Raw genomic sequence first — 13,460 nt, forward strand, 5'->3', positions numbered from 1 at the left:
CGAAAGAGTCCGTTTAGGTCACCGCGCTCTTACCGAACCGCTGATCTTTTTGCGCGTCGTCTCGCCAGTGCGAAGGACGGGGATGCCCCGTTCGACCTCAGCATGTGGGCGCGGGATGACGTGGGTTGAGACCACCTCGCCGACCTTTTTTCCGGCGGCCGCTCCGGCCTCGACCGCGGCGCGCACGGCAGCGACTTCGCCGCGCACGATGGCCGTAACCAATCCGGCATCGATCTTCTCATACCCGACGAGCCGCACATTGGCTGCTTTAACGGCGGCATCGGCAGCCTCGATCATCGCCACTAGGCCGCGACACTCGATCATCCCGAGAGCTTCCATAAAGTTTCTCCCAAAAGGTTCAAATCTCGATCCGCCCACAAAGCCCGCCGCTTAATTCCTCAGCGAATGGATCGGCGCCGGGATATGACCGCCGCGCGCGATGAATCCGGCGCTTGAGAATCGGCTGACCGGCATGATGGGCGCGCGCCCCAAGAGCCCGCCATATTCGACCATCTCGCCGACCTCTTTGCCGGGCACAGGGATGATGCGCACGGCGGTCGTCTTGTTGTTGAAGACTCCGATGGCCATCTCATCGGCGATGATCGCCGCGATCGTCTCCGCAGGGGTCGAACCAGGCACGGCGACCATGTCGATGCCGACCGAACAGACGCTGGTCCAGGCTTCGAGTTTGGCGAGCGATAGCGCTCCGGCGCGCGCCGCCTCGACCATCCCGGCATCCTCTGAGACGGGGATGAACGCGCCGCTCATCCCGCCCACGGAACTGCTCGCCATCGCGCCGCCCTTTTTGACCGCATCGGTGAGAAGCGCGAGCGCCGCAGTCGTCCCGTGCGCGCCCGCGCGTTCGAAGCCGAAAGCTTCGATGATCTCGGCGACCGAATCGCCGGGCACGGGCGTCGGCGCGAGACTCAGATCGACGATGCCGAATCTGATCCCCAATCGGCGCGCGACTTCGCGCCCGACCAGTTCGCCAGCGCGCGTCAGTTTGAAAGCGAGCTTTTTGATCAACTCGGCGAGTTCATTCAACGGCAGGTCGCGCGGTGCATGTCGCAACGCATGATTGATCACGCCCGGTCCCGAAACGCCGATGTTGATGACCGCTTCGGGTTCCCCTGGACCATGGAAAGCTCCGGCCATGAAGGGATTATCTTCGACCGCGTTGGCGAAACAGACGAACTTCGCGCAAGCTATGCCACCCCGATCGCGAGTCAACTCAGCCATCTCTTTGATCAGAGAGCCGACGCGCCTCACAGCATCCATGTTGATGCCTGCGCGCGTCGTCGCCACGTTGACCGAAGAGCAGAGCCTTTCGGTCGAAGCGAGCGCCTCCGGGATCGAGTCGAGAAACTCGCGCTCCGCCTCGGTCCAACCCTTGTGAACCAACGCCGAATACCCGCCGATGAAATCAACCCCGACGTTGCGCGCCGCCTCATCCAACGCGCGCGCCAAACACAGATAATCGCCGCGCGCGCCGCTCACAAGCAGCGAAACCGGCGTGACCGCGATGCGTTTGTTGGCGACGGGGATGCCAAATTCATCGCTCACTTCGTCAACGGTCTGGACCAGACGGGAAGCCGCCAGCGAGATCTTCCGGCCCATCTTCTCCGCCGTCCGCGCTACCGAGCCGGCACAATCCTGTAAATTTACTCCCAACGTGATCGTGCGAATGTCGAGATGCTCCATCTCGATCATCCGCACCGTCTGCAGGATCTCCGCTTGCGTGTATTCCATCTGAGACTTCAGGCGAACAATTTGCTCAGAAACAACAGGACCGCAAAGAGGATGAAGAAGACGATCGCGCTGATCACGAAACGCGCGCGCGGATCAGCGCTTTCGACGCGGCGCCTGCGAAGGCGCGCTTCGTCCTCAGCGAATATGCTGTATCGCGGCTCGGATTCGATCCTCTCTGAAGCTCTCCCCTTCGAAGCGGCCGCCCCGACGCTTCGTTTGGGCTCAGTCGGCGATTCGCGCCTTCGCATGCTTCGCCCACACTGCGGGCAGAAGTTGGCCTCGCCGCGCACGGTCGCGCCACACGCAAGACAACGACGAGATATCACGGGGCCAGACATCTAGACGAAGTTCGCGATCACCTCAACAGTCGCTCGATCTGTCGCCGAACGGCCGCGAGACGAAGCTCGCGGGCAGCTCAAACCCTATGCATCGCATTGAAAATATCTTCGCGTTGCGCGTAGATGCGCACGCCCAACGCTTCCCCTTCGCGACGAAAGCGCTCCTTGAGCTGCTGGACTGAGTAGCGCGAACGCGCCGCATCGGCGATGAGGACCATGGCGAACTTACCCTGCACGACCGTTTGATTGATATCGATGATGTTACACTCGGCTTCGGCCAGAATCCGCGCCACCGCCGCGACGATCCCCGGACGATCGACGCCGAAGACGGAGATGACCAATCGATCGGATGAGCTGCGTGCGGGGGGCAAAGTCTCGATCTGTGGCGTGATGGGGCGCCCATCACCCACAAGCGACGGTTCGATGGCGCGATAGAGATCGAGCACCAAGCGCTCCACCTTGCCCGCCTCCACACTCGCGCCCAAGTTTTCATAGATGACCCGCGTGATCCGATAGATCAAATCCTGATCGACCATGGCTGGTCCTTTTTCCACAGCCCTCATCGCCCTTTCCCATCTCGCTCGATGGTGATGGCTCGCGCCGCCTCGTCGAGTTCCGCGGAGACCGTCTCCGTCACATCGACCCGATCGACGATGCCGATGACCGCCGCTTCGATCGCCATCTCCTGATTGCCGATAGCCGAACGGGCCGCCTTGCCAAAAGCGCACATGACGATCTCCCCAACCCCTGCGCCCAATCGATCAGCGACGATAACGATGTTGCGCGTCGGCTCTCTTTCGAGATCGAGCGGATGGACGACGAGAAAGCGCACGCCCTCTAAATCCGGCGTCTTCTTCGTCGCCCATACGGTGCCGATGACTTTGCCCAAGAACATGATCCGTAACTCAATGATGAAGAATCTCCGCCGTGCGCTCTCCCAGCGCTTAAACCTTGGCGAAGACTTCCGCCGCCTCTCCCATATCGCGCGCCGCGGGAGTGATGATCGTGCGCGCGTTGATGTAGATCTTCTCGCCGCGTTGAATGGCGCGACGCACATCCTCTTCACAGACGAAATCGACGACGCGAGGCGCGCTCCTTTCAACCGCCCGATCGCCATTGGCGGAAGACGCCGCCGCCTCTTGCTCTGAGACGGGAGTTTGCGGCGGCGATGCGCTGCCTGCGCCGTTTCCAACGGTCGCCTCGCTTTGTGACCCGACCATTTCCACACGACGCTTAGCGAGGAAGCGATCGACGATCGCCGCGATCTGCTCACGATCGATCGGCACGCTCGTGATAGAGGGCGCAGAAGATCGTTCACGCTCCACGGGGACGACGCGCGCTCCGCCGACGGCGCGAATGCCGAAAGCGATCCGTTTGATGTCCATCAGATGAAGCGGCGAGATGTTATCTGACGTGACGTTGCCGCCCCATGAACCGCATCCCAAAGTCATCGACGGCGGCAGCGCCGTGGAGAAACCGATCGCCCCATGCGTCGTCGGCGAATTGACGATGATGCGCGAGGCGGGCATCTCCATGCCGAAGCGCTTGGCCGTCTCGCGCGAGCGCGTGTGAATGCCGACGGTGTGCCCCATCCCGCCGAAACTCAAGATCTCATGGCAGAGTTGCGCGCCCTGCTCGACGCCATCGACGACGTAAAAAGCGAGGATCGGCGAAAGCTTCTCCATCGAGAGCGGATAATCGCGACCGACGCCGCCCACTTCAGCGACAAGGCAGCGCGTGGTCGGCGGGACGCTGATCCCAGCCATCTCGGCGATGACGCGCGCCGATTTTCCAACAATCGCAGGGTTAAGCGTCCGCTGCGGCGTGGCCACGATGCGCGCCAGTCGGTCCGCCTCTTCGGCGTTGAGGAAATGGGCGCCTTGCAGCTTGAGCTGTTCGCGAACCTCTTTGGCGATGGGCGCATCGGCGACGATCGCTTGCTCGGAAGAGCAGATCGTGCCGTTGTCGAAGCACTTGCCCGTCAAAACGTTCTGTACAGCCGTGGGCACGTCCGCTGTGCGATCGATGAAAACGGGAACGTTACCCGGTCCAACGCCGAATGCTGGTTTACCTGAAGAATAGGCGGCACGCACAAGACCGATGCCGCCTGTGGCGAGAATCAACGCCGTCAGCTTATGCTTCATCAAAGCTTCGGTGCCTTCGATCGTCGCCGCCGTCATACACCCGATGGCCTCCGGCGGCAACCCCTCCTTGACGGCAGCTTCGCGCACGACACGTACCGTCTCGTTGATGCAGTTGACGGCTGAAGGATGCGGCGAAAGGACGACGGCGTTGCGCGACTTGATCGCGATCAAACACTTGAAGATGGCCGTCGAAGTCGGATTGGTCGAAGGGATGATCGCCGCGATGACGCCGCGCGGGCTGGCAATCTCGATGATCTCTTCCGTCTCACGGATGACGCCAACCGTGCGCATCCCGCGAAAATAGTTCCACACATCCTCGGCGGCGAAACGATTCTTCTCGCGCTTGTCAGCGGGCACCCCGTAACCTGTCTCCGCCGTCGCCATCTCGCCCAGACGGGCCGCTTCGCGCAAGGCCGCGCGCGCCATCGCATCGCAAATTCGATCGACGGTGGTTTGATCGAAGCGGGCGAGCGTCTTCTGCGCTTGATGCGCCGCTTCAACCAAATCGCGCGCCTCTTGTACCGACTTTAAGTCTTTGTGTGCTGTCATGACGCGCCTCCGTTCCAACGCTCAGACCCACGGATCATCCCTTGCAAATGCCATATCGCGATCCGGATTCAACCTTACGCTCGGCCCGAGCCACACCCTGAGAATCGGGCCGATCGCTGGTCCGATCGGCGCTACTTGTTCCGCTCCTTGTTTCCTTCGCGCGCGCCCGATTGAAGCGAACGCCCGGCGTCGCCCTCGGTCAATTGAGCTTGACCGCTCCCCTGCAACGCACGCTCATCGGGGCTATAGCCAACGCGACCGTTGCGCGGGAGAATGCGTTCGACCTCCACATGCGGGCGCGGGATGACGTGTACGCTGACCAACTCGCCGACCCTTCGTGCGGCGGCAGCGCCGGCATCCGTCGCCGCTTTGACCGCCCCGACATCGCCACGCACGAAGACGGTCACATAGCCCGCGCCGATGTACTCTTTGCCGATGAGCTGAACGTTAGCCGCTTTGACCATCGCATCCGCCGCTTCGACGGCCCCGACGAACCCTTTGGTCTCCACCATGCCGAGTGCTTCGAGAGGCATCTTTCCTTGGATCTCCTCACTCGTTGTAGAAATTAAAATCTCGCTTCTGGGGAGAAGCTTTTGAGCTAAAGCTAGCACCTCAGGCGCGCAAAATCAAGCTCCAACAACCATCTCCGCCGCGGCCAGAGAGCGAGGCTGACAGCCTTTTGCAGCCAGCGATTTTGTTGAAAGAGCCAACAAAACTTTGAGCGTCGAGAGCGGAATTGACAGCGCGCGCGCGCGCGCGTTATAGTCGTTTGCGCACGCGAGTTAAACGTCCGAGAGCTCTAGCAGCCCGGCGAAAAATAGCTTTATTTGCCAGAGTGCCACGTGACGTTGAACCTTTCTGAAGGGCATCCTGCCGAGAAGAAGGCACACCCGGGGACAGCGACGCTCGGTGAACGTTTGCGCCATGCGCGCGAAGCGCGCGGTCTCACCTTACGCGACATCTCGGACGAAACGCGCATTTCGCTCCGCCATCTTGAGGCCATCGAAAACGACGATTACGCCAAGCTGCCCGGTGGCATCTTCAACCGGAGCTTCATCAAAGCCTACGCGCGCACGGTCGGATTTGATGAGCGGGAAGCGGTTGAGCTTTACCTACAAGCTGCGCGCGAACAAGGGCTCTCGATGGAAGATGTCCCTCCGCTGCGCACTCCTACGGTTTACACCGATGGGCAGACGACTCAATCGCCTTTGGCGACGATCTTGCTGAGCGTAGCGATCCTTGCGATCCTTTCGCTCGGCGTCTACGCCGTGCTCCACTGGTATCAGCGCCGCACAGCCGTGACCGTCAAGCCGCAGGTCCAACCGACGCCCTCGGTCGCGCCGACGCCACAGGCGAGCCCGTCACAGACGCCCTTTACCATCGAGGTGCGCGCGCGAAGCGAGCCGGTCTGGATACGCGCGCGCATCGATGAGGCGGAGATTTTCGAGGCCATCCTGCAACCGAACGAAAGCAAAGCCTTCACGCCCAAGCGCGATCTGCGGATAGAGTTTTCGCGCAGCAAGATCGGCGCCTTCGATGTCCTGATCAACGGCCAGCCATACCAATCGACGCCGAAGATAGAGGGCGGCCTCGCCTCGATCGCCATCGCTCGCGCCGACCGACCGCAATGAAGGGCGGCAAGCGGCGCTCTCTTCTTGCCTTTGTCATTCGTTGCTGTTAACTTCTTAGTTTAACTTTGGCGCGCCGCGAAGATTCACGCTCTCGACAAAGGACGTTTGGCATGTTAACGCCCGATCTCAGCGAAGGACTAACCTTTGACGATGTTCTGCTCGTACCGGCTCGCTCCGACGTGCTGCCTGCGGAAGTTGACACTTCGACGCAACTGACGCGCACGATTCGCCTGCAAATCCCGCTCTGCTCTGCGGCGATGGACACCGTGACGGAGAGCCGTCTGGCTATCGCCATCGCGCAACAAGGCGGGATCGGAGTCATCCATCGCAATCTTTCGATCGAAAAGCAGGCCGAAGAGGTCGATAAGGTCAAGCGTTCGGAATCGGGGATGATCGTCGATCCGGTGACGATTCGTCCCGATCGCCCTGTGCGCGAAGCTTTGGCGGTGATGGAGCGCTACCGGATCAGCGGCGTTCCCGTAGTAGATGAAGAGGGCTATTTGGTGGGCATCATCACCAATCGAGATCTGCGCTTTGAGACGCGGCTCGATATTCCCGTCTCTGAGGCGATGACGCCGCAGCCATTGATCACCGTCCCGGTCGGCACGACGCTCGAACAGGCGAAGGCCGTGCTGCAGAAACACAGGATCGAGAAGTTGCCGGTCGTCGATGAGCACAAGAAGCTCAAAGGGTTGATCACCGTCAAAGACATCCAGAAGGCGATCAAGTATCCGAACGCGGCCAAAGACGAGTTGGGCCGACTGCGCGTCGCGGCGGCCATCGGCGTGACGGGCGACTTCAGAGAGCGCGCCGATGAACTGGTCCGCGCGCGCGTCGATTGTCTGGTGATCGATACAGCCCACGGCCATTCGACGCGCGTCATCGACGCGGTGCGCGAGATCAAGCGTCGTCATCCAGATGTGCCGCTCATCGCGGGCAACGTCGCGACCGCCGAGGCGACACGCGAACTGATCGAAGCTGGAGTCGATGCCGTCAAGGTCGGGGTCGGACCGGGAAGCATCTGCACGACGCGAATCGTCACCGGCGCGGGCGTGCCGCAGTTGACGGCGATTCATGATTGCGCCGCGGCGGCCCGCGGCACGGGCGTGCCGATCATCGCCGACGGCGGCATCAAATTCTCCGGCGACATCGCCAAAGCGATCGCCGCTGGCGCCGATGTGGTCATGATCGGCTCTCTGTTCGCCGGCACCGAAGAGGCGCCGGGCGAGTTGATCCTCTATCAGGGCCGGACGTTCAAAGCCTACCGCGGCATGGGCAGTTTAGGTGCGATGAGTTCCGGCACTTCGCGCGATCGTTACGGACAAGAGGGCATCGAGGTGGAAGCGAAGCTCGTGCCCGAAGGGATCGAGGGGCGCGTTCCATACAAAGGGACGTTAGCCGACATGGTGGCCCAACTCGTCGGCGGTCTGCGGGCGGGGATGGGCTACACGGGATGTCGCACGATCCGCGAACTGCAAGAGAAAGCGCGCTTCGTCAAGATAAGCTCGGCCGCTCTGCGCGAATCTCACGTCCATGATGTGATCATTACGAAAGAAGCGCCGAATTACCGACTGGAATGAGCGCCATCGGCGCGCCGTGCGGGCCACAGACGCCCCGCACTCGCATGCAAGTTCCATCGCCCTAACCACCACACCCGATGATGCGCTGGGACACAACCGACCAGCACGCCACCCATGACCGATGTCGTTTTGATCGCCAACCCTTGCGCGCGCGGCGTCGCGGGACGTCGGCGCGGTGAGATCGCATCCTTGACGTCAGCGCTCGCGCGATGCGGACTGCGTATCGAGACGTGCTGGACGACCGGCCCGGGCGACGCGACACATCTCGCCTCGCGAGCTTTGGGCGACGGCGCAGGGATCATCATCGCCGCTGGAGGCGACGGGACGACCAACGAGATCCTGCAATCGATCGTCGGGACCAAGGTCAAATTGGCCATCTGGCCCGCCGGCACGGCAAACGTGCTCGCGCGCGCGCTCGCGCTGCCGACCTCCGTCGAACGCGCAGTCGCCGCCATCATACAAGGCCGAACCAGAAGCATCTATCCCGGAATCGCCACAAGCGACGCCACGGGCCTCAAACGCTACTTCCTGCTCATGGCCGGAATAGGGCTCGACGCTTCGATCGTCGCTCGCGTGCGACCTCGTCTCAAAAGCCGTCTGGGGCAATTGGCTTTTTGGATCTCCGGCGTCGAGCATCTCCTGTCCTGGCATCTCACCCCCTTTCGGATCGAAATCGATGGGCGCACCATCGAAGCGACGTTTGCGGCCATTGGGCGCGCGCCGCGATATGGCGGCGAACTTGCGATCACACCCAATGCTCGGCTGGACCAGCCGGAGTTCGAGATATGCATCGTCTCGTCCCGCAGCCGTTGGCGCTATCTTCAACTGCTGTGGCGCGCGATCTTCGATCGCTTGATCGAGGACGCGCATGATTGCCTGCTGCTGCGCGCCTCTCAACTCCGAGCTCGAGGCGAGGCCGCGGTGCAAGTCGATGGCGAATTGATCGGGCGGCTGCCGATGAGTTTCACCATCTCCGCTTCGCCAGTTGAGATCATCGTCCCTTGACGAGGTAAAGATGATGACCGAAAGGCTCTACTACGATGATGCGCACCTGATGGAGTTCGAAGCGCGCGTCCTCGCCGTCGAGAAGTTGAACGATTCCCGCGTCGCGGTCCTGCTCGATCGCACGGCCTTCTACCCGACGGGCGGCGGTCAGCCTTCGGATACGGGAACGCTGGGCGAAGCGCGCGTCATCGAGTGCATCGACGCAGAGGATCGCATCCTCCACATCATTGAGGGACCGCTCCCCGAAATCGGACAACATATCGTTGGTAAAATAGACCGATTGCGTCGCCTCACACACTTGCAACAGCATACCGGACAACACATCCTGTCGCAGGCTTTTCAAAAGCTGTTCGGAGCAGAGACGCGCGGTTTTCGCATCATGGATCGCATCTCGGAGATCGATCTCGCGCTCGCGGCCCCCTGCGAAGAAATGATCGCGCGCGCCATCGAACTGGCCAATCAGATAGTCTGGGAAGACCGCCCGATCAAGATCCATTACCTCGCGGCACGAGAAGCTTCCCGACTCGCTTTACGCCGCGAACCAACACGTGGCGGGATTTTGCGTCTAGTCGAAATCGAAGACTTCGACCTCACCCCATGCGGCGGAACACACGCGAAAAGGACCGGCGAAGTCGGCCTTATCCTCGCGCGGTCATGGGAGCGCGCCAAAAGAATGACGCGCCTGAGGTTCGTCGCTGGCATACGCGCGCTCGCCGATTACACGCAAATCAACCGCATCGCGCACCGAGTCGCGCTCATGCTCAGCAGCGAGCGAGATGATTTAGCCGATCGCGTCGCACGATTGCTCGAAGAGAACAAGGGTCTAGCGAAACGGGTCCGTGAGCTCGAAACTCAGCTCGCGCATCGGGAGATCGAAGAGATGCTCACAACGGCACCGCGTCGCGCCGATGGGGCGGGGGTCATCGCACGCCTCTTCCCACAGCGTTCCCCAGAGGCGCTCAAATCCTTAGCATTAGCGGCACGCTCATTCCCGAAGACCGTTGCGCTTCTCGGCAGCTATGAAGCGGACTCGGCCTACCTGATCTTCGCCCGGTCCGCTGATCTCGACGAAGAGATGAACAGATTGATCGAGCGGGCGTGTGCCGAAATCGGCGGGCGTGGCGGCGGGCGCGCAGATTTCGCGCAAGGCGGCGGTAAAGGCGACCTCAAGCGAGTGGAGGCGACGCTGCAGATGATCGCCTGCGAACTTCTCGGTGAAACGCACAAGCTTGAAACTTAAAGTCGGATGACAGTTTCAAAGCCGATGCCAGAACGTCTCAACTTGACTTCTGAAAGGCGGAAAGTAAAATTAATCCTTCCCGTGTGGGGCAGTAGCTCAGCTGGGAGAGCGCCGCGTTCGCAATGCGGAGGTCAGGGGTTCGATCCCCCTCTGCTCCACCATCTCATCTCTCGTTCGCAGCCTGCGAAGGGGAAAGCTAATCCCGGTTAAGCCCGCCTCAAGGTCGCGCCCCCGCTTCGGTATCCCTGCAGTGGCTAAGCATCGCCAAACGTCACAAATTGATTGATCAAATCCTTTCCCGAGCGGTCGGCAGCAGACGCGCTAAGCATCACCAAACGTCACAAACTGATCTCTTTTGAAGGCATCAGATGGCGACAAACCGCCAGAGTCCGACGATCGCGCTCCCGATTTATATCGGTGGCAGGACTGGGGCGAACCTCTCATAAACGCGGCAAGGTGAAGCTGAATTTCGAGCCGCGCCCCACTTCCGATTCGAGCGACACTTGCCCTTTATGCCGTTCGACGACTTCACGCACAAAAGCTAACCCCAACCCAGTAGATTCTTCGTCCTTCTCCTGGCCATCGCGCGCCACGCGATAGAATTTTTCCCACACGCGATCCCGCGCTTCCGGCGGGATGCCGTAGCCTTGATCCTCGACGATGACGCGCACGGCATCGGCTTCAAGCTCGGTCGAGACAGTCACCGTCGTCTTCTCCGGACTATAACGGATCGCATTATCCACCAGATTGGCAACCGCGCGCATGATGAGCCCGCGATCGGCGGCGACGGGCGGGATCTTGCCATTCGTCTTTTCGATCAGACGGATACGCTTCTTCTTCGCCGCCGCTTGGAAATTAGAGACCGTCTCGCGCACGACTTCATCGAGCCGTAAAGGGACTTGCCTCATCTCCTGACGATCGGCAGCCTCGAGCCGCGTCAGCCGGAGGAAAGTGTCGATCATACGCGATAGACGTTGCGACTCTTGGTGGATGATGGTCGCAAACTCGCGCGCATCCGCCGGCAGATTCTCATCCATCGCGAGCAGCTCAGCGAAGCCATTGATGCTCGTGATCGGCGTGCGCAACTCATGCGACATCAGCGAGACCATGTCGCTACGCAGCTGTTCATATTCTTTCAAGCGCGTGATGTCGCGCACGGCGAGGAGAAAGCCGACTGGCCCGGCGCTTGGCTCTACGATCAGCGAGATCCGCAACGCGAGGGTGCGATCTCGCTCAGCGTAATAGAGTTCACGCTCATAAGGCTCGCCCGTCTGTAAGACACGCCTGACGGCGATGGCCGGTTCATCGAAAACGCCCGTCCGAAATCGATCGAGGAGCGAGAAGAGATCGAGCGCGCGCATCTCTTCCGCTTCCGCCTCGACCAAAATTTCCATCGCGCGGTTAACGATCGCCAAAGTCCCATCGAGATAGGCGATCGCGTAAGCGTCCGAAGTCTGTGTCAGCGCGTTTGCCGCAAACCCTCGTTCGATCAACTGACCGCTCACGACCCCGAAAAGCTCCAAGCGCTTTCGAGCCGCCCGCGTCGAGATCAACGCCGGAAACTTTCGACCGACAGACTTCTCCAAAGCCCTTTGACGCTGGAAGCTCCGTGCGATCTGCGCTGCGATCGAATCGAGCAACCCGCGGTCCGTCTGGGCGAAAGGCTCGTTGAGATGGACCAGCAAAGCGCCCACTTCCTGCGCTTCATGGATGAGCGGAACGGCCACTTTCCTGCCGCTCGGATTCACCTGCAGCGCGCGCGCGCGCAAAGCCCGCTCACATAAGGCCACCCCTTCACGCCACTCGCGCAGCCGATCCAGCTCGGCGGCGGAGCCGTTCTCAGCCGCCCGATGGCGCGCCGCCGGTTGCAACAGACCGCCCCGATCGAGTTGGAAGATGATCGCCTCCTCTAAATCAAAGATCGAATCGAGCAGGCGTAATGCCGCATCCACTCGCTCACCTGCTTTCGATGCGAGGCGATCGACTTCAAAAGCCCTCGTCTCAACGGCGCGCGTAAGCGCCGCGTCGATCTCCCCTAACCGCCTCACCTGCACCGCCGCCGCCCCCAGCCACAAACCCAGCGCGCACGGCGCAAAGACCGTGTCGATGCCGAGCAGCGCTGACGCTCCGAAACTGAGGCCGCAGAGGATGAGAAGCGCTCCGCAGATGAGCCCGAGCGCGCGTCGCCCGCCGAGGCGCTCTACGGCGAAACCGGCCCCGAAACTTGCGGCCAAGATGCACATCAAACCGACCCACCGCGGCGGCGCCACGACACCATCTCGATGCTCTATGATGAAAAGTCTCTGCGCTGGCTCGAGCAATCCTCCGAACCACAAAGCGGCGGCAAGGAGCCCGGAAAGAAGAGAAGACGAAATTGAGATGACGAGGGAGCGGAGATGAGAACTCATTTGATCGCGTGACGTCCCGTTTCGGGATGCATCTTCGGTTGGATAACTTCTCGGAAGCGCCCCGACGAACGCGGGGCGCGAGGTGATTATACACCGACAACTCGCGTTTAACACAAGCTTTTTTTCGACAAACGGCGGGCCAGGCTGATACGGGGCCCTCCTGCGGCTGGCGAAGATGGCCATTCCCGTCGAGCGGGTTTCGGGGGATTACTAAGCGTCTTCCCGGTTTCTCGCCGCCGGACCGGTGCCGCTCATTTCACTTGGAAACTCCTTGCGATGCTATCGGTTTGGTTGCGAATGCGTTGCAGGCGATCACGCACGGCGGTGAAATGCAGAACGTAGATGGTTCGCGGATCTGCTTGCAGGTAGTAGATGATCCCAGCCATGGGACGTCCGCCCTGTGTGAATTCGTAAGAGGTTACGATGCCGTTTAAACGTCCAGCGAAGCGTTCTTCGCGCCCTTCGACGAATCCAGGCCGGAAGCGCAGATTCTGCTCGCGGTCACGCCGCGCCAAATCCGATGGAGTCGTCCCGGCCTCGACGATCTCCTTACGGACGCGCAAGTAGCCGTCGCTCTGATCGCCATAGACGAACTCGGTCGATGAGACCAGGCCTTCTCCGCGAGAGACGGGGCGCCACACTGGAGATGGGAACTCGATGACGAAATCATCACCAGCGCTCTTCTCTTGCGCCCAGGCAGACGAGATGGAGAACGGCAGCAGAAGCGAAAGGATGAGCACAGCCTGTCGATGCCTCATAGGACCGCTCCTTGAAGACTCCACCCAATCATACCCGCAAAGAGTGCGGATTGGGAAC

12 protein-coding genes, 1 tRNA gene and 1 pseudogene are annotated in these 13,460 nt (G+C 61.0%); 5 read left to right on the forward strand and 9 right to left on the reverse strand.

Annotation, left to right across the window (positions count from 1 at the left end):
- Positions 1 to 18: 18 nt before the first annotated feature.
- The 7 genes and pseudogenes from PYK22_RS12500 to PYK22_RS12530 form a co-directional block, all read right to left on the reverse strand.
- On the reverse strand, positions 19 to 339 hold the full coding sequence (locus PYK22_RS12500; protein WP_041977769.1) for a BMC domain-containing protein: 321 nt from the start codon (positions 337 to 339) through the stop codon (positions 19 to 21).
- Positions 340 to 390: 51 nt separating this feature from the next.
- Positions 391 to 1,749 carry a PFL family protein gene (locus PYK22_RS12505; protein ID WP_041977771.1) on the reverse strand — a complete coding sequence of 453 codons (1,359 nt, stop codon included), beginning with the start codon at positions 1,747 to 1,749 and terminating at the stop codon, positions 391 to 393.
- An 8-nt stretch (positions 1,750 to 1,757) separates the two neighbouring features.
- Positions 1,758 to 2,087, reverse strand: a complete 330-nt coding sequence (locus PYK22_RS18390) for a zinc ribbon domain-containing protein (RefSeq protein WP_408003165.1) — start codon at positions 2,085 to 2,087, stop codon at positions 1,758 to 1,760.
- Between the two features lie 77 nt (positions 2,088 to 2,164).
- Complete coding sequence (locus tag PYK22_RS17345; RefSeq protein ID WP_211197698.1) at positions 2,165 to 2,650, reverse strand: ACT domain-containing protein; 486 nt, start codon at positions 2,648 to 2,650, stop codon at positions 2,165 to 2,167.
- Positions 2,647 to 2,982, reverse strand: coding sequence for a EutN/CcmL family microcompartment protein (locus PYK22_RS17625; protein WP_041977776.1), 336 nt, complete (start codon positions 2,980 to 2,982; stop codon positions 2,647 to 2,649). Before PYK22_RS17625 ends, PYK22_RS17345 begins: the two co-directional genes overlap by 4 nt.
- 49 nt (positions 2,983 to 3,031) lie before the next feature.
- On the reverse strand, positions 3,032 to 4,780 hold the full coding sequence (locus tag PYK22_RS12525) for an aldehyde dehydrogenase family protein (protein WP_083437920.1): 1,749 nt from the start codon (positions 4,778 to 4,780) through the stop codon (positions 3,032 to 3,034).
- A 263-nt stretch (positions 4,781 to 5,043) separates the two neighbouring features.
- Positions 5,044 to 5,313 (reverse strand): annotated as a pseudogene (locus tag PYK22_RS12530) (BMC domain-containing protein); the annotation flags it as partial.
- 309 nt (positions 5,314 to 5,622) lie between these two features.
- Here PYK22_RS12530 and PYK22_RS12535 point away from each other — a divergent pair.
- From PYK22_RS12535 to PYK22_RS12555, 5 genes are all read left to right on the forward strand, one after another.
- The gene (locus PYK22_RS12535) at positions 5,623 to 6,411 is read left to right on the forward strand and encodes a helix-turn-helix domain-containing protein (RefSeq protein WP_041977778.1); all 789 of its coding nucleotides are present in this window, start codon (positions 5,623 to 5,625) and stop codon (positions 6,409 to 6,411) included.
- A 110-nt stretch (positions 6,412 to 6,521) separates the two neighbouring features.
- Positions 6,522 to 7,991, forward strand: coding sequence for an IMP dehydrogenase (gene guaB / locus PYK22_RS12540; protein WP_041977780.1), 1,470 nt, complete (start codon positions 6,522 to 6,524; stop codon positions 7,989 to 7,991).
- Between the two features lie 114 nt (positions 7,992 to 8,105).
- On the forward strand, positions 8,106 to 8,996 hold the full coding sequence (locus PYK22_RS12545; protein ID WP_041977782.1) for a diacylglycerol/lipid kinase family protein: 891 nt from the start codon (positions 8,106 to 8,108) through the stop codon (positions 8,994 to 8,996).
- Between the two features lie 10 nt (positions 8,997 to 9,006).
- Positions 9,007 to 10,236: an alanyl-tRNA editing protein gene (locus PYK22_RS12550; protein ID WP_060635644.1), complete on the forward strand. Its 1,230-nt coding sequence runs from the start codon at positions 9,007 to 9,009 to the stop codon at positions 10,234 to 10,236.
- Positions 10,237 to 10,321: 85 nt separating this feature from the next.
- Positions 10,322 to 10,397: transfer RNA gene (locus PYK22_RS12555), tRNA-Ala, on the forward strand.
- A gap of 279 nt (positions 10,398 to 10,676) precedes the next feature.
- Here the strand turns inward: PYK22_RS12555 and PYK22_RS16850 are convergent.
- Together PYK22_RS16850 and PYK22_RS12565 are read right to left on the reverse strand one after the other, a co-directional pair.
- Positions 10,677 to 12,506: an ATP-binding protein gene (locus tag PYK22_RS16850; protein ID WP_162199849.1), complete on the reverse strand. Its 1,830-nt coding sequence runs from the start codon at positions 12,504 to 12,506 to the stop codon at positions 10,677 to 10,679.
- Between the two features lie 389 nt (positions 12,507 to 12,895).
- Positions 12,896 to 13,402 (reverse strand): hypothetical protein, encoded by a 507-nt coding sequence (locus PYK22_RS12565; protein ID WP_157770860.1) that lies wholly within the window; start codon positions 13,400 to 13,402, stop codon positions 12,896 to 12,898.
- Positions 13,403 to 13,460: the final 58 nt, after the last annotated feature.

The sequence above is a fragment of the Pyrinomonas methylaliphatogenes genome (genome assembly GCF_000820845.2).
In the GTDB taxonomy this organism is placed as follows: Bacteria; Acidobacteriota; Blastocatellia; order Pyrinomonadales; family Pyrinomonadaceae; genus Pyrinomonas; species Pyrinomonas methylaliphatogenes.